This window comes from Mycolicibacterium wolinskyi str. Jessa 2025 (assembly GCF_049241375.1).
Classification (GTDB): Bacteria; Actinomycetota; Actinomycetes; order Mycobacteriales; family Mycobacteriaceae; genus Mycobacterium; species Mycobacterium wolinskyi.
Genome location: NZ_CP185960.1, coordinates 570,736 through 587,096 on the forward strand (window position 1 = coordinate 570,736; position 16,361 = coordinate 587,096).

The following is a 16,361-nucleotide window of genomic DNA, read 5'->3' on the forward strand; positions in this document are numbered from 1 at the left end:
GGTCCCAAAATTTCCAACAGCGTCCCTATATGTGGGACTCTGAGGTCATGAACGCACCCACGGACATCCCGCCCGGCACACAGACGCTGGCCCGCGGGCTGTCGGTGATCCGGATCGTCGCTGATGGCGCTCGCGATCTGCGCACGCTGGTCGAACGCACGGGCCTCGGCCGCAGCACGACGCACCGCCTCGTGCAACTGCTCGTGCGGGAAGAGTTCCTGCGTCACGGAGACGGCGGATACACGCTCGGTCCTGCGCTGATCGAACTCGGATTCAAGGCCCTGCACGGCAATCCGCTGCCGGTTGTCGCGCGTCCCGTGCTCGAGGAATTGTCGGAACAAGTGCACGACACGGTCCATCTCGGCGTGATCGACGGCGACTCGGTTCTGTACCTCGACAAGCTGCCGGGAACTCGTGGTGCAGAGATGCGCTCCCGGATCGGGCACCGCATGCCGCTGACGCGCACCGGCGTGGGCATGGCGCTGCTGCTCGACTCGCCGGACCGGTGGGAAACGCTCTATGTGCTCGACGCCGACCGGGTGCCGGTGCCGGTAACGGCCAAGCGTGCCGACGGGTCCGAGTTCTGCACCCGCATGCACGCCTACGCGAAGATGGGCGCCGCCATGGACCTCGAGGACAACGAGCCCGGCATCCGGTGTGTCGCTGCCCCGGTGCGCGACGCGTCGAAGGCCATCGTCGGCGCGATCAGTGTTTCGGCGACCCGGCCGTACATGCCGGCCGCCCGGATGCGTGGTCTGGTTCCCGTCGTGCGGCGTGCCGCCGGTCGTATCTCATCGGCCATGGGCTACCGCGACGGGCCGCAGTCATAGAAGACCCCCAGCAACGCGAAGCGGGCGGCGCTCCGAACGATGTTCGGCTCGCCGCCCGCTAGCACGGATGCCCGGTTACCAAGCGTGCAATGTGGGTTGCGTGGGTGGCCTCGGCGTCCTTGCGATGCGCTTCGGCTGCAACTCCACCCAAGGAGCCGTCGTGGCCGTCCGCCTTCTCGCAATCACGCAGGCCCGCAACACTTTTGCCTATTCCGCGGCATGTGCTCCGCGTGGGTGCCGGGATCCGTGCTAGGAGCCTGGTTCAGGAGATTTAGCCTTCTCTTCCGGCTAGATCTTGGCCTCGCCAAGCTTCCGTGGTTCCTTTGTACTACGTGACCACAGTCACATCAAGGCCCAACGCCACCCAGATTTCAGATCGTTACGCCGGGGCTCCAGCTACTACCGGCGGTAGCTCAGAGGGTGAACCGGCGCAGCAACGAATACGTCAGCGCGCCGGCCGCCAGCGCGCTGATCCCGACGGCCGCGGTGGTGGCGACGGCGGCGCCGGACGGCGCGGGAATCCGGTCCCGCAGCGACACCGGTTTGGTGAAAGTCAGTACGGGCCAACCGCGCGCGGCGGCCTCCTTGCGGAGTGCGCGATCGGGGTTGACGGCGGTGGGGTGGCCGACGGCCTCGAGCATCGGGATGTCGGTGATCGAATCCGAATACGCGTAGCAATGGCCGAGCGAATACCCCTCGCGGGCGGCCAGCGCTCGGATCGCTTCGGCCTTGCCCTCGCCGTAACAGTAAAACGCGATCTCGCCCGTGTAGCGGCCGTCCTCGACCACCATCCGGGTGGCCATCGCGTGCGTCGCACCGAGGGCCCGGGCGATCGGCGCGACGATCTCCTCGCCGGACGCCGAGACCACCACGACGTCACGTCCACACAGCTTGTGGTCGGCGATGAGCTCGGCGGCCTCGGCGAACACGAGCGGGTCGACGATGTCGTGCAGCGTCTCGCCGACGATCGATTTGACCTGCTCGACATCCCAGCCCGTGCACATGTTGGTGATGTAGCTGCGCATGCGGTCCATCTGGTCGTGGTCGGCGCCCGACATCAAGAACAGAAACTGTGCATAAGTCGATTTGAGCACAGCCCGGCGATTCAACAGGCCCTGATCGAAGAAAGGTTTGCTGAAAGCGAGCGTGCTCGACTTGGCGATCACCGTCTTGTCAAGATCGAAGAAGGCCGCTGTGCGCACCGGTCGGCCGACGTCCTGCCCGGATTGCACTGCGATCGACTCCCCGGCAGCCGGATCGGATGCGGTCACAAGCGCCAGCATAGAGGCACCCGGACGGCGATAACCGACCGACAGTACAAAATGGCAGTTCACGACACATTCGGCGGAATGTCCGCGGCGGAACGGCTCGCGGTAACCCGCAGATCGATCCCTTGCATGTTTTGGCAGTTCCGTGTGTATAGTGAGCATTACTCGGCTTATGCCGAGGGTGTATCAGCCCGACCCCCCGGGGCTGATACGCGACGACCTCCGCCTCCTCCCCCCCTGGCGGGGGTCGTCTTCTTTTCCGGGGAGGATCACTTCCGCAAACACCGCCAGGATTGCCGTGGCGGTTGCGGAACGTTGTTTTAACACCTGTCAGCAGTTATCCCCAGCCTGTCCTTCATCCACAATCCGCGATCTGGTGATGGTGCCGGCGCGCCACGTGGCCGCAGGGTGGGGACATGGCCCCGTCACACAGTTCGACCCGCGCCGTGCTCGCGCTGATCGGCGACCCGCTGCTGCGTGCGGACGTGGATCGGGCGGCCGCGGCCGCCGGCGTCGGCCTCGTGCACGTCGACGACCCATCGAGCCGCAAGGTGTGGCTCGCCGCAGCGGGTGTGCTGCTCGACGCGGCGGCCGCGCGGCGGTGTGCCGAGAGGGCCCTGCCGCGCCGTGAGCGGGTGGTGCTGATCGGCCACGAGGACCCCCAACCGGCGGATTGGCAGGCGGCGATAGCGGTCGGCGCGCAACTAGTCGTGACGTTGCCAGGCGGCGACACCGAGCTGGTCGCGGCGCTGTCCGACGCGGCACATCGCGACGACGACGGGCGCGGCCCTGCGGTCGCCGTGGTTGGGGGCAGGGGCGGCGCAGGTACGTCGGTGTTCGCGGTCGCGCTGGCCCGGTCGGCGCCCGCCGCGCTCCTCGTCGACGGTGACCCGTGGAGCGGTGGCATCGACCTCGTCCTCGGCAGTGAGGACGAGCCGGGCCTGCGTTGGCCAGATCTCGCGCTGCAAGGGGGCCGGCTGGGCTATCCCGCTCTTCGTGACGCATTGCCGCGGCGTGGTGCGGTCAGCGTCCTGTCGAGCGGGCGCACCGGTGTCGACATCGAGGCCGGGCCGCTCGGCGCGGTGGTCGACGCGGGCTGTCGCGGCGGAGTGACGGTGGTGTGTGACGTGCCGCGGCGTTGCACAGCGGCAGCCGAAACCGCCTTGGATGCCGCCGATCTCGTCGTGATCGTCACGCCGGCCGACGTGCGGTCGTGTGCGGCGGCCGCGGCTGTCCGGCCGTGGGTCGTGGCGTGCAACCCGAACGCGGGCGTGGTGGTGCGCGGCCCGGCCCCTGGCGGCCTGCGCGCAACCGAGGTCGCCCGCATCGTCGATCTGCCGCTACTGGCCGCCATGCGGCCGCAGCCTGGCCTGCACGACACACTGGAGCGCGGCGGGTTGCGGCTGCGCCCACGATCACCGCTCGCCGTTGCCGCGCGCCAGGTCCTCGGTGTGCTGGCCCAGAACCCCGCGCTGGAGGCCGCATGAGCACGTCGCTGATCGACCGCGTGCGTGAGCGGCTGGTCGCCGAGACCGCACCGCTGAGTCCGGACGTGGTGGCCGCGGCCATCCGGGCCGAATCCGGCGGGCTGCTCGGTGACACCGAGGTGTTGAGCAATCTGCGGGTCCTGCAGACCGAACTGACCGGCGCCGGCATCCTGGAGCCGCTGCTGTACGCCGACGGAACCACCGACGTCCTGGTCACCGCACCCGATGCGGTCTGGGTCGATGACGGGGACGGATTGCGCCGCACCGGTATTCGATTCGCAGACGAAGCCGCCGTGCGACGGCTGGCGCAGCGGCTCGCATTGCTGGCCGGCCGCCGCCTCGACGAGGCACAGCCCTGGGTGGACGGGCAGCTCAGCGGTATCGGGGCTTTCACGGTGCGTCTGCATGCGGTGCTGCCACCTGTCGCCACGGGTGGTACGTGCGTATCACTGCGGGTGTTGCGCCCGGCCACCCAGAATCTCGACAGCCTGACGCGGTCCGGGGCCATCGCGCCGCCGGCTGCCCAGCTGTTGCGGGCGATCATCGCGGCCCGGCTCGCGTTCTTGATCTCGGGTGGCACGGGATGTGGCAAGACGACACTGCTGTCCGCTGCGCTGGGTGGCGTCGCCGAGCACGAGCGCATCGTATGTGTCGAGGACGCGGCCGAACTCGCGCCGGCACATCCCCACGTCGTGAAACTGGTCGCCCGCGGCGCCAACGTCGAAGGGGTCGGCGAGATCACGGTGCGCGATCTGGTCCGGCAGGCACTACGGATGCGGCCCGACCGAATCGTGGTCGGTGAGGTGCGCGGCGCGGAAGTCGTCGACCTGCTGGCCGCCCTCAACACGGGCCATGACGGCGGCGCAGGCACTGTGCACGCCAACAGTCCAGCCGAGGTGCCCGCGCGGCTGGAGGCGCTCGGCGCGCTCGGCGGTCTTGATCGGCCCGCGCTCTCCAGCCAGCTGGCGGCCGCGGTGCAGGTGCTCTTGCATGTCGGCCGTGACCGCACCGGGCGACGCCGGCTCGCCGAGATCGCGGTGTTGCGCCGCACCAGCGATGGTGCACTGGACGTTCTGACCGCGTGGCACGCGGATACCGGATTCGGTTGTGGCGCCGAGATTCTGCAGCAGCTCATCGTCGATCGGGGTGCCCGGTGACCGCGGCGGCACTGGCCCTGGCGGCCGCGTTGCTGATCTGGCCCGCCGCGCCGCGGCGGCTCAGCGAGATGAGGCGCGTGCAGTCGAGGCGCCTGCGCGCGTGGCCGATCGGGGTGGTCGCCGGCGTGGGTCTTGCGTTGACGGTGCCGGTGTCGATCGCGCTCGCGGCCGGTGCAGTCGCGGGGACAGTGGCGTTGCGCCGATGCCGCAGCGCCACGCGCACACGACGTGAGCGGGAATCCACGGCAATGCAGGCCGCACTCGATGTACTGGTCGGTGAACTGCGCATCGGCGCCCATCCGGTGAGCGCGTTCGACACCGCCGCAGGCGAGGTATCCGGGCCGGTCGGCGAGGGCATGCGGGCAGTTGCGGCCCGTGCCCGCCTCGGCGCCGACGTGGCCGTAGGTCTCGACGATGTCGCAGGCGACTCTCAGCTGCCGATGCATTGGGAACGGCTCGCGGCGTGCTGGCGGTTGGCGCAGGCGCACGGACTGTCGATCGCCACGCTGATGCGCACCGCACAACAGGACATCGTTGAGCGGGAACGGTTTTCGGCGCGGGTCAGCGCGGCGATGGCAGGGCCGAGAACCACCGCGGCCGTGTTGGCCGGGTTGCCGGTCGTCGGCATCGGGCTCGGACAGTTGATCGGTGCCGATCCGATCGGTTTTCTGCTGGCGCCCGGAGTCGGCGGCTGGCTGCTGGTCATCGGTGTGCTGCTGGCGTGTGGCGGGTTGCTCTGGTCCGACCGGATAACCGATGGGGCGATGAGATGAGCTGGGCGGCATTGCTTCTCGCGGTAGCGTTGATGATCGGAGTGAGTCCGACGCGGAATCGGTTGGCGCCTGCGACGGTTCACGCACGCGCACCGCGGCGGTCTGGCAATGACGATCCACTCGCGGCCGCTTCGACCTTCGATCTGTTCGCCGCATGCCTGAGTGCGGGCATGGCCGTGTCGAATGCGGCGGCGGCTGCCGCACCGTCCGCCCCACCGTCACTTGCCGCATTGCTCACGCGGGCGGCCGATCTGCTTGCGCTCGGCGCGGACCCCGCAATTGCCTGGTCGAACGACGCTCTGCCGCATGACAAGAACGTCGATGCGCTGCTGCGGCTGGCGCGGCGGTCGGCGTCGTCGGGCACCGCGCTCGCGCATGGCGTGGCCGAGCTGGCCGGCCAATCCCGCCATGATGCGGCGGCCGCGGCGGATGCCACCGCCGAACGGGCGTCGGTGCTCGTCGCCGGCCCGCTCGGGCTGTGTTACCTGCCCGCGTTTCTGTGCCTCGGGATCGTGCCCGTGGTCGTCGGGCTGGCCGGCGACGTACTCGGTTCGGGTTTGTTGTGAGAACAGGGAGGAAAACCAATGGCAGGCAAAGTGTTTCAGCGGGCCCAGGCGCGCATGACGATGTTGATGATCGACGAGTCGGGCATGTCGACCGTCGAGTACGCGATCGGCACCATCGCCGCGGCGGCATTCGGGGCCATCCTGTACACGGTGGTGACCGGGGATTCGATTGTCAGCGCGTTGAGCAACATCATCACCCGTGCGTTGAACACCAACGTCTAGATGACCGAGGTGCAGTCACCGTCGAGGCGGCCTTCGCGATCGCGGCGCTGGTGGTCGTCCTTGTGTTGTGCGTTGGCGGGCTCAGCGCGGTTTCGATGCAGGTTCGGTGCGTCGACGCGGCACGCGAGGCCGCCCGGCTGGCTGCTCGCGGCGATGACCGCGCCGCGGCGGACACCGCGCGCCGCATCGCGCCCCGGGGCGCCGCAGTCGACCTGCGTCGCGACGGCGGATTGGTCCTCGCCCAGGTCAGCGCCCGCGCCGCCCTGCCGGGGCTCACCATCTCGGCCGAGGCGGCCGCCGCTGTCGAACCGGGCGTGCGATGACCGGGGGTCGGCGAGCCTGCTGGCCGTCGCGCTGATCGCGATCCTGCTGGCCTTCACGACGGGCGCCGCGTATCTCGGGGCCGCCGTGATCGCTCGTCATCGCGCGCAGGCGGCCGCTGATCTCGCGGCGCTCGCCGCGGCCGGCGTCGTGGCGGGCGGGCCGGCGGCGGCGTGCGCTCGGGCGAGCGAGATCGCTTCGGCGATGCGCACCAGCGTCACCGCGTGCCGGGTCGACGGACTCGATGTGGTGCTCGACGTGCAGGTGCAAGTCAGCCTCGGCCGCTTCGGCACGGGCTCGGCTCGTGCCGTGGCCCGCGCGGGTCCGGTCGAGACCTAGTCCACCTCGTCGAGGTCGGCCGCGGCGATCTCGCTTTCGGTGGGCAGCCGCAACGCGAGCAGCCCGGCGAAGGTGTCGGGTTCCAGCTCGACCCGGTTGATCGTCATGTGCACCGGGCACCAGCCGCCGTCGGTCGTCCGCATCCGCAACACGGCAGTGGTGACGCCGCTCGCGAATTCGGTTGTCATCGTGACCATGTGGCGTGCGTCGGCCGGATGGATACGGGCGGGGCCGCCTTCGCGGCTGCGCCAGTCGAAGAACGGCGCCGGCTCGTCGAGCCACTTCAGCAATTTCCAGTTGTTGAGGTCGACGAGCGCGCGGTGCACGCCGGGCTGCGCGAGCCCGTCGAGGATCCGCTGTGCGAGGTAGTCCACCGGGACGGCGGGTCCCACGCGATCGCTGCGCCAGTTCATCGCGCGGCAGATCAACCGGTCGCGGCCATCGGCTTGGGGTTCGAGCGCGACGCGCGCCACGAAGCCCACCGTGATCGGTTCACCCCGGAAATCGGTGACGTCCCACGTCGTGCAGATCGTGTTGCCGGGTTGCGGCTTGATCGTCATCGACAACACCTTGGCCTCGCTCGGATTGAGGTCGCGCGTCGGCAGATCATCGGCGAACGCGCGCCCTTCGGTGGCCTCGGTTTCCGGGTTCAGCCCGCTGTTGCGTATGGATTCCGCAGTATCGGTCGCGATGCCGGTCGAGAGGTCCCATTTGAGAGGGCCGGGGATCGGGCGTTCCGGTGGCTCTACGTGGAGCGGACCGATCCACACGTGCACGCCGTGAATGCGCCCGTCGGTCATCTGCACCACTTCGGTGCGGATTACGCGGTCGTTCTTCGGGGTGATGCTGGACAGGCCTTGACCTGCGCGTACGGTTTCGCCAATCGCACTCTGGATGGCCATCAGGTTCGGATTTCGGCGTAGAAACGCGCTTATCGGAACGAGATTCTTCGTTTGAGAGCCCCGTGCGACCACCACAGGCTCGCTGCCCAGTGTCTCCACGAGCAGCCAGTCGTGGGTCATGGGCGTTATTTTACCCGGCGGTAAGGTCGTCGTTCGCACTCCTTAGGACGACGAAATCCGCACCATATCGCCGCTTCCGGTGCCTTCGAGCTGGCGCGCCGAGCGATCAGGAGTTGCAAACATGAGTGAGTTCACGTAATTTGCCACTGCACCCGGCCTCCGGGATTGGGAACGGATCGCGTTGTCCGACCGTTCATCGCAACGCCTGTGTGCTCGGCGTGCCCGAAGTTCATGTCGATCCGTGTAGTCGGCCGTCGAGGGGTCGGTCGTCAACGCGGTCGGGGGTCGCGCTGGGATTCGCTCAGCGCGCCGAGCACCAGGCGGAGTACCCGCACCGCGCCCGACTTGTCGAGTGGGTCGTTGCCGTTCCCGCATTTCGGCGATTGGACGCACGACGGGCAGCCGTGCGGGCACTCGCACGCCTCGATCGCCGCGGCCGTCGCGCCCCACCACGTCGCCAGCCGCCGATAGCCGCGGTCGGCGAATCCGGCGCCGCCCGGGTACCCGTCGTAGACGAAGATCGCTGGCAATCCGTCGACCGGTCCGACGGCCGTCGACACCCCACCGATGTCGCCGCGGTCGCAACTGGCCACCAGCGGCAGCAGGCCGATCGCGGCGTGCTCAGCCGCATGCAATGATCCGGGAACCGCGAGCGGGTCGATGCCGTTGCCCTGCAGTGCCTCTGGCGTGATGGTGCACATGACGGCCATGGTGTCGAGCGTCTGTGTCGGCATGTCGAGCTCGACGAAGTCGATCACCTCGCCGTCCAAGGCCCGGCGCAGATAGCCGACGACGGTGTTGGTCACCGAAACCGGCACCAGGCCAACGCTGACCGGGCCGAACGTCATTCGCTCGCCGGGGCCGGTGACCGCGATGTCGGTGAGTTCGCGGGCGAACGTCGTGTAGCCGGGATCGGCGGCGTGCACGAACGCGACGCCGTCTTCGAAGCTCAGCGAATCCACCAGATAGCTCTCGCCCTGATGCAGATACACCGCGCCGGGATGTACCGACGAAGCAGCCTGCCCGGCGCCCGTGCTGCCCAGCATGCGGCCGGTGTCGGCTTCGAGGATGGCGACCTGGCCGCCGATCGAGCCGCGGATGTCGACGGCGGGATGCGGATCGACGCCAGGGGCGGGGAAGTACCCGCTCGGTCGTTTGCGCAGCAGCCCGTCGTCGACTAGGGACTGTGCCACCGATTCGGCGTCCCACCGCCGCACCTCGGCCTCGGTGAGGGGGAGTTCGGCGGCAGCGCAGAGTATTTGGGGGCCGAGGACGTGCGGATTGGTCGGGTCGATCACGACGCGTTCGATCGGCTTGTCCAGCAGCGCGGCCGGATGGTGGACGAGATAGGTGTCGAGTGGGTCGTCGCGCGCGATCAGCACGATCAACGCCCCCTGGCCGCGTCGTCCGGACCGCCCGGCCTGCTGCCAGAACGACGTGACGGTGCCGGGAAAGCCCGCCATGACGACGGCGTCGAGGCCGGCGATGTCGATGCCCAGCTCGAGCGCGTTCGTGGTGGCCAGGCCGCGCAGGCGGCCGTCGGCCAGTTGGTGTTCGAGTTCGCGCCGATCCTCGGCGAGGTACCCGGCGCGGTAGGAGGCCACCCGCTCGGCCAGATCGGGCGCGGTCTCGGTCAGCCGGGCCCGGGTGCTGAGCGCGGTCAGTTCCGCGCCGCGCCGCGACCGCACGAACGTCAGCGTCCGCGCGCCTTCGGTCATCAAGTCGGCCATCACCCGCGCGGCCTCCGCGCCGGCCGAACGCCGCACCGGGGCGCCGTTCTCACCGGTGAGGTCGGCGAGCAGGGCCGGCTCCCACAGGGCGATCGTGCGCGCACCCTGCGGTGACCCGTCCTCGGTCACCTCGACGACGGTCTGGCCGATCAGCTCGGCGGCGGTCTCGGCGGGCGCGGCGGTGGTGGCGCTCGCGAAAATCACCGTGGGCGTTGCCTCGTCGGGCGAATACCGCGCGCACAACCGCAGCAACCGGCGCAGCACCATTGCCACGTTGGACCCGAATATGCCGCGGTAGTAATGGCATTCGTCGACCACGATGAATTTCAGATTGCGCAGGAACACCGCCCAGCGGGCGTGGTTGCGCAGCAGCGACAAATGGATCATGTCGGGGTTGGAGAAAATCCACCGCGACCGCTCGCGGGCAAATCGCCGCACCTCTTGCGCACTGTCGCCGTCGTAGGGCGCGGGCGCGACATCCCCTAGCGCGGTGACGCTTTCGGTCAGTGCCTGCGCGGTGCGCAGCTGGTCGTGGCCGAGCGCCTTGGTCGGCGACAGATACAGCACGCGGGCCCGTGGATCGGCGGCGAGGGTGGACAGGATCGGCAGCTGATAGGCCAGCGACTTCCCCGAGGCCGTGCCCGTCGATATCACGACATGGCGTCCGTCGTGCGCGAGTTGTGCTGCCTCGAGCTGGTGCGACCACGGCGCGGTGATGCCCCGATCATGCAACGCGCGCACCACATCTGGGTGTGCCCAGTCCGGCCAGGTGAGGGGTTTGCCCTGACGCGGAGGTAAATCCGCGACATGGCGTAGCGGTTCTTCGTCGGCCGGCGTGCCCTCGACCGCGCAAGCGAGCAGCTCACGGCCGAAATCCAGCCCCCGATCCGACACGTCGCGACCTCCTGTCATCCATCCCGGCGGGGCCTGCTCGGGTTTGTAAACGAATTGTTCACCACACACTGCAAGTCGAGACTGTCGCGGCAGCCCTGAACATGATTGACTTACGACGGTCGCAGCTTCTGTGTTTGTACTCGCACTCGCAGGATCGTCGTTGCGATCGCGGTTCCTGCGAGGGTTGTAGGTCGGGTCAAGTTCCGACGACTCCACGAAGGTATGGCGGTCGGAACGGGCCCGGTACGCCGGAAGTCGGTGGACCGCACCCGGTAAGAAGAGAAGGAAAGATCAAGAAATGCCACAGGGAACTGTGAAGTGGTTCAACGCGGAGAAGGGCTTCGGCTTCATCGCGCCCGAAGATGGGTCGGCGGACGTGTTTGTCCACTACACGGAAATCCAGGGCAGCGGCTTCCGCACCCTGGAGGAGAACCAGAAGGTTGAGTTCGAGGTCGGCCAGAGCCCCAAGGGGCCGCAGGCCACGGGTGTTCGGGCCATCTGAGCCAAGCAACAAAAACTCAACGCAGACACCTCCGCGAGAGTCCCGCACCGGACACCGCGGGGGTGTTCTCGTTTTTGGGGCCTCGGCTGGCCTAGTGTCGATTCGTGAGCCAGCTGTCGTTCTTCTCGGCCGAGTCGGTGCCGCCCGCGGTACCCGACCTGACCGGGATGCTGGCCGGCCCCGGACAAATCGTTCTGGTGGGTAGCTCCACCGAACAGGCGGCGCGGATTTCGGTGGTGGTCGACGAGCCCTGGCGTGCCCAGGGGTTGGCCGACATGATCGCGCAGGCCGGTCTCGAGCCCGAGATCGCCCGCACCGACGAGAACACGCCGCTGGTGCGTACCGCGCTCGATCCGCAGCTGGTGCCGATCGCGCGGGACTGGACGCGGGGCGCGGTGAAGACCGTGCCCGTGCAGTGGCTGCCCGGATCGCGCGAGTTGCGGGCGTGGACCCTGGCGGCCGGAACGCCCGAAGCCGACGACCGCTATCTGCTCGGACTGGATCCGCATGCCCCCGACACCCACGCGCCGCTGGCATCGGCCATGATGCGAGTGGGTATCGCACCGACGTTGATCGGCACCCGCGGCTCGCGCCCTGCGTTGCGGATCAGTGGTCGACGACGGCTGTCGCGCCTGGTCGAGAACGTGGGGGAACCGCCGGGGGACGCCGCGGCGTTAGCGCATTGGCCACGTATTTAATAGTGCGTGAGCGGAGAGCCAGTTTGCGTAGGATCTCGCGGAATGCGAAATTGGCAGTTGTCTCGCAAGGCGGGACAGCTAAAGAAGTGGAGCGTAGGCACAGTTGGCTGGCGACGACCTGGACCGCGGTGGCGGCAGGGGAACGAGTAATGTCCGGCGACTCGTAATAGTCGAGTCGCCGACCAAGGCACGCAAAATAGCCAGCTACCTCGGCTCCAATTACATCGTCGAGTCCTCGCGCGGCCACATTCGTGACCTGCCGCGGGCCGCTGCCGACGTGCCCGCGAAGTACAAATCCGAACCGTGGGCCCGCCTCGGGGTCAACGTCGATGCGGATTTCGAACCGCTCTACATCGTGAGCCCGGACAAGAAGGGCACCGTCACCGAGCTGAAAGGCCTGCTCAAGGACGTCGACGAGCTCTATCTCGCGACGGACGGTGACCGCGAGGGCGAGGCGATCGCCTGGCACCTGCTGGAGACCCTCAAGCCCCGCATCCCGGTCAAGCGGATGGTGTTCCACGAGATCACCGAGCCTGCGATCCGCAACGCCGCCGAAAACCCGCGTGACCTGGACAACGACCTCGTCGACGCGCAGGAGACCCGGCGCATCCTCGACCGCCTGTACGGCTACGAGGTCAGCCCGGTGCTGTGGAAGAAGGTGGCCCCGAAGCTCTCGGCGGGCCGGGTGCAGTCGGTGGCCACGCGCATCATCGTGCAGCGTGAGCGCGAGCGCATGGCGTTCCGCACAGCCGGCTACTGGGACGTCACCGCCGAGCTCGACGCCAGCGTGTCCGATCCGCAGGCCACGCCGCCGAAGTTCACCGCGAAGCTCAACACCGTCGACGGCCGCCGGGTCGCCACGGGCCGCGACTTCGACTCGCTGGGCCAGGTCAAGAAGCCCGACGAGGTGCTGGTGCTCGACGAGGCCAGCGCCGGGGCGCTCGCGACGGGCCTGCGGGGCGCTCAGTTGGCCGTCAGCTCCGTCGAGCAGAAGCCGTACACCCGTCGGCCCTATGCGCCGTTCATGACCTCGACGCTGCAGCAGGAGGCCGCCCGCAAGCTGCGGTTCTCCTCGGAGCGCACGATGAGCATCGCGCAGCGGCTGTACGAGAACGGCTACATCACCTATATGCGTACCGACTCGACGACGCTGTCGGAGTCGGCCATCAACGCCGCCCGCAACCAGGCCCGCCAGCTCTACGGCGACGAGTACGTGCATCCCACGCCGCGCCAGTACACCCGCAAGGTGAAGAACGCGCAGGAGGCGCACGAGGCCATCCGGCCCGCCGGTGACGTGTTCCAGACGCCGGGCCAATTGCACGCGCAGCTCGACACCGACGAGTTCCGGCTCTACGAGCTGATCTGGCAGCGGACCGTCGCCTCGCAGATGGCCGATGCGCGTGGCACGACGCTGTCGCTGCGCATCGCCGGGGCCGCGCGCTCGGGCGAGCAGGTGGTCTTCAACGCGTCCGGCCGCACCATCACGTTCCCGGGCTTCCTCAAGGCCTACGTCGAAAGCATCGACGAGCTGGCCGGCGGCGAGTCCGACGACGCCGAGAGCCGCCTGCCCAATCTCACGCAGGGTCAGCGCGTGGACGCCGCCGACCTGACCGCCGACGGGCACCAGACCAGCCCGCCCGCGCGCTACACCGAGGCCTCGCTCATCAAGGCCCTCGAAGAGCTGGGTATCGGCCGGCCGTCGACCTACAGCTCGATCATCAAGACCATCCAGGACCGCGGCTACGTGCAGAAGAAGGGCAGCGCCCTGGTGCCGTCGTGGGTGGCGTTCGCCGTCGTCGGCCTGCTGGAACAGCACTTCGGCCGGCTCGTCGACTATGACTTCACCGCCGCCATGGAGGACGAGCTCGACGAGATCGCCAACGGTCAGGAGCGACGGACCAACTGGCTCAACAACTTCTATTTCGGCGGCGATCACGGCGTCGAGGGTTCGATCGCGCGCGCCGGTGGTCTGAAGAAGCTGGTTGGTGGCAACCTCGAAGGCATCGACGCGCGAGAAGTCAACTCCATCAAGCTCTTTGACGATTCCGAGGGCCGGGCGATCGTGGTGCGGGTGGGCCGCAACGGTCCGTACCTGGAGCGCATGATCGCCGATCCGGACAATCCCGGTGAGCTCAAGCCGCAGCGCGCCAACCTCAAGGACGAGCTGACGCCCGACGAGCTGACGCTCGAACTCGCCGAAAAGCTCTTCGCCACACCGCAAGAGGGCCGCTCGCTGGGCGTCGACCCCGAGACCGGACACGAAATCGTCGCCAAGGACGGCAGATTCGGGCCGTACGTCACCGAGGTGCTGCCCGAACCGCCGGAGGATCCCGAGGCGGGCACCCCGGCCAAGAAGGGCAAGAAGCCGACGGGTCCCAAGCCGCGTACGGGTTCGCTGTTCCGCTCGATGGACATCGAGACGGTGACGCTCGAGGACGCGCTCAAGCTGCTGTCGTTGCCACGGGTGGTGGGTGTCGACCCGTCCAACAACGAGGAGATCACCGCGCAGAACGGCCGCTACGGCCCATACCTCAAGCGCGGCACGGATTCTCGTTCGTTGGCGACCGAGGATCAGATCTTCTCCATCACGCTTGACGAGGCGTTGAAGATCTACGCCGAGCCCAAGCGCCGTGGCCGTCAGGCGGCTGCCGCACCGCCGCTGCGTGAGCTGGGCACCGATCCGGCGTCGGGCAAGCCCATGGTGATCAAGGACGGCCGCTTCGGGCCGTACGTCACCGACGGCGAGACCAACGCGAGCCTGCGCAAGGGCGACGACGTGCTGTCGATCACCGACGAGCGGGCGTCGGAGCTGTTGGCCGATCGCCGTGCCCGCGGGCCGGTGAAGAAAGCCGCGAAGAAGGCGGCCAAGAAGGCGCCCGCCAAGAAAGCCCCGGCGAAAAAAGCCGCCAAGAAGGCTTAGCCCGTCAGGTCGCTCTGGCTGATGTCGTTCGCGAGGTCGCGCGGCAACACCAGATTGACCGGCCGGGCCAGCTGCGTGGGCACGGTGCGCCCGCGCAGCTCGACGATCTCGCCGACGTCCCAGCACAACGCTTCGGCGTCGAGCGCGCCGCTCACCGCGATCGCCGAGGCCAGCACGTGGCCTTCCTCCAGCTTGGCGAGCTCGGTGAGCCGGGCGGCCTCGTTGACCGGGTCGCCGATCACCGTGTACTCGAATCGGGCCTTCGCGCCGATGTGGCCGGCGATCGCGCGGCCGGCCGAGACGCCGATGCCGAATTCGGTCTCGGTGCCCAGCACTTTGACCAGCTCGTCGTGCAGTTCGCGGGAGGCGGCCAGCGCCCCACCCGAGGCGTCGGGATGCTCGATGGGCGCGCCGAAGATGGCCAGGGCCGCGTCACCCTGGAACTTGTTGACGAACCCGCCGTGCTTGTTGACGGTGTCGACGATGACGCGGAAGAACTCGTTGAGCAGGTTCACCACGTCGGCCGCCGGAATCGTCGACGCGAGATGCGTCGAACCCACCAGGTCGACGAACAGCACCGCGACGTCGCGTTCCTGGCCGCCCAGCTCGGTGCCGCGTTCCAGAGCGCGACGGGCCACGTCCTCACCGACGTAGCGGCCGAACAGATCGCGCAGCCGCTGCCGTTCGGCCAGATCGCGCACCATGTCGTTGAAGCCGGCCTGCAGCAGGCCGAGCTCGCTGGCGTCGTAGATCTGCATGTGCGCGTTGTAGTTGCCGCGCTGCACCTCGCCCAACGCCCAGCGCAGCTGGCGCAGCGGATCGGCGATCGACATCGCCACCAGCACCGTGCCGGACAGCCCGATCACCAGCGCGGCGACGGCCAGCAGCAGGATCGGGGTCGTGAGCCGGTCGGCCGGGGCGGTCAGGATCGAGAACTTGCTCGCGACCAGGGCCAGCACGATCGCCAGGATCGGCACGCCCGTCGACAGCACCCACGTGAGCACCTGGCGCAGGATCACGCCTGGCGCACGGAAATTCTCCGGCACCCCGCCGCGCAGTGCGGCCACCGCGACCGGCCGCAGCACGCGCTCGGACTGCAGATACCCGATGATCGCCGTCGCGGTCGCCCCCAGAGCGGTGGCGACGGCCACGACGGGTGCGGATTGGCTGGCCACCGGCCAGCTCGCCACGATGAACACGATCGAGCCCAGGCACCAGTTCGTGACGCTGATGAGCGTCCGGTAGAACGGCATCTTGAGCGCGCGGGCGCGAGCCAGGGCCGTGATACCCGGGTCGCCCTTGGCCAGCAGCGTGTCGCGCCGCTGCCAGCGGATGACCGGGATGAGCAGCCGCAGGCTCAGATACGCGCCGATGATGAACGACACGAACAGATAGCCCAGGAAGATCGCCAGGTTGTAGGCGGGAAGGTCCTGCAGCTGGATGCGATCCTCCGGCGGCAGGCCGAACCGCAGGAAGCCGAGCACGAACAGCGCGCCGATGATGTCGGCCTGCAGCATGCCCAGGGTGAACACCGGCCACGGCGTACGCGCCACCCATCGCGCGAATGCACCGATTCGCGCGATGGGGATGGGCTGCGTGGTCACCCGTTTACCGTATCGGGCCGCGGGGACG

The 16,361-nt window shown here is 68.5% G+C and carries 15 protein-coding genes; 11 read left to right on the top strand and 4 right to left on the bottom strand.

Annotated elements, in window-relative coordinates; translation table 11 throughout:
* Positions 1-47: 47 nt before the first annotated feature.
* Positions 48-830 (top strand): IclR family transcriptional regulator, encoded by a 783-nt coding sequence (locus tag ACOI2T_RS02975; protein ID WP_409502582.1) that lies wholly within the window; start codon positions 48-50, stop codon positions 828-830.
* Positions 831-1,243: 413 nt separating this feature from the next.
* Here ACOI2T_RS02975 and ACOI2T_RS02980 read toward each other — a convergent pair whose 3' ends face one another.
* Positions 1,244-2,113: an HAD-IB family hydrolase gene (locus ACOI2T_RS02980; protein ID WP_409502583.1), complete on the bottom strand. Its 870-nt coding sequence runs from the start codon at positions 2,111-2,113 to the stop codon at positions 1,244-1,246.
* 401 nt (positions 2,114-2,514) lie between these two features.
* Here ACOI2T_RS02980 and ssd point away from each other — a divergent pair, with 401 nt between their 5' ends.
* From ssd to ACOI2T_RS03015, 7 genes are read left to right on the top strand one after another with little or no spacing between them, the layout of a single operon-like run.
* Entirely contained in the window at positions 2,515-3,585 is a 1,071-nt protein-coding gene (gene ssd, locus ACOI2T_RS02985) for a septum site-determining protein Ssd (RefSeq protein ID WP_409502584.1), read from the top strand.
* Complete coding sequence (locus tag ACOI2T_RS02990) at positions 3,582-4,742, top strand: TadA family conjugal transfer-associated ATPase (RefSeq protein ID WP_421875779.1); 1,161 nt, start codon at positions 3,582-3,584, stop codon at positions 4,740-4,742. The genes ssd and ACOI2T_RS02990 overlap by 4 nt, the downstream gene beginning before the upstream one ends.
* Positions 4,739-5,515: a type II secretion system F family protein gene (locus ACOI2T_RS02995; protein ID WP_409502590.1), complete on the top strand. Its 777-nt coding sequence runs from the start codon at positions 4,739-4,741 to the stop codon at positions 5,513-5,515. Before ACOI2T_RS02990 ends, ACOI2T_RS02995 begins: the two co-directional genes overlap by 4 nt.
* A complete protein-coding gene (locus ACOI2T_RS03000; RefSeq protein WP_409502591.1) occupies positions 5,512-6,081 on the top strand; it encodes a type II secretion system F family protein in 570 nt (189 codons plus the stop codon). The genes ACOI2T_RS02995 and ACOI2T_RS03000 overlap by 4 nt, the downstream gene beginning before the upstream one ends.
* Positions 6,082-6,099: 18 nt before the next feature.
* Positions 6,100-6,303 (top strand): DUF4244 domain-containing protein, encoded by a 204-nt coding sequence (locus tag ACOI2T_RS03005; RefSeq protein ID WP_409502592.1) that lies wholly within the window; start codon positions 6,100-6,102, stop codon positions 6,301-6,303.
* A 38-nt stretch (positions 6,304-6,341) separates the two neighbouring features.
* Positions 6,342-6,626 carry a TadE family type IV pilus minor pilin gene (locus ACOI2T_RS03010; RefSeq protein ID WP_409502750.1) on the top strand — a complete coding sequence of 95 codons (285 nt, stop codon included), beginning with the start codon at positions 6,342-6,344 and terminating at the stop codon, positions 6,624-6,626.
* A gap of 46 nt (positions 6,627-6,672) precedes the next feature.
* Positions 6,673-6,963 (top strand): Rv3654c family TadE-like protein, encoded by a 291-nt coding sequence (locus ACOI2T_RS03015; RefSeq protein WP_409502751.1) that lies wholly within the window; start codon positions 6,673-6,675, stop codon positions 6,961-6,963.
* Here the strand turns inward: ACOI2T_RS03015 and ACOI2T_RS03020 are convergent.
* The gene (locus ACOI2T_RS03020) at positions 6,960-7,985 is read right to left on the bottom strand and encodes a PAS domain-containing protein (RefSeq protein WP_409502593.1); all 1,026 of its coding nucleotides are present in this window, start codon (positions 7,983-7,985) and stop codon (positions 6,960-6,962) included. The genes ACOI2T_RS03015 and ACOI2T_RS03020 overlap by 4 nt on opposite strands.
* Positions 7,986-8,254: 269 nt before the next feature.
* Positions 8,255-10,609: a DNA 3'-5' helicase SftH gene (locus ACOI2T_RS03025; RefSeq protein WP_409502594.1), complete on the bottom strand. Its 2,355-nt coding sequence runs from the start codon at positions 10,607-10,609 to the stop codon at positions 8,255-8,257.
* A gap of 298 nt (positions 10,610-10,907) precedes the next feature.
* Between ACOI2T_RS03025 and ACOI2T_RS03030 the strand changes: the two genes are divergently transcribed.
* From ACOI2T_RS03030 to topA, 3 genes are all read left to right on the top strand, one after another.
* Positions 10,908-11,111 carry a cold-shock protein gene (locus ACOI2T_RS03030; RefSeq protein ID WP_003882601.1) on the top strand — a complete coding sequence of 68 codons (204 nt, stop codon included), beginning with the start codon at positions 10,908-10,910 and terminating at the stop codon, positions 11,109-11,111.
* Positions 11,112-11,215: 104 nt separating this feature from the next.
* Entirely contained in the window at positions 11,216-11,809 is a 594-nt protein-coding gene (locus ACOI2T_RS03035) for a hypothetical protein (protein WP_085143223.1), read from the top strand.
* Positions 11,810-11,912: 103 nt separating this feature from the next.
* Positions 11,913-14,729: a type I DNA topoisomerase gene (gene topA / locus ACOI2T_RS03040; RefSeq protein WP_409502595.1), complete on the top strand. Its 2,817-nt coding sequence runs from the start codon at positions 11,913-11,915 to the stop codon at positions 14,727-14,729.
* Here the strand turns inward: topA and ACOI2T_RS03045 are convergent.
* Positions 14,726-16,333: an adenylate/guanylate cyclase domain-containing protein gene (locus tag ACOI2T_RS03045; RefSeq protein WP_409502596.1), complete on the bottom strand. Its 1,608-nt coding sequence runs from the start codon at positions 16,331-16,333 to the stop codon at positions 14,726-14,728. The two genes, topA and ACOI2T_RS03045, sit on opposite strands and share 4 nt — an antisense overlap.
* Positions 16,334-16,361: the final 28 nt, after the last annotated feature.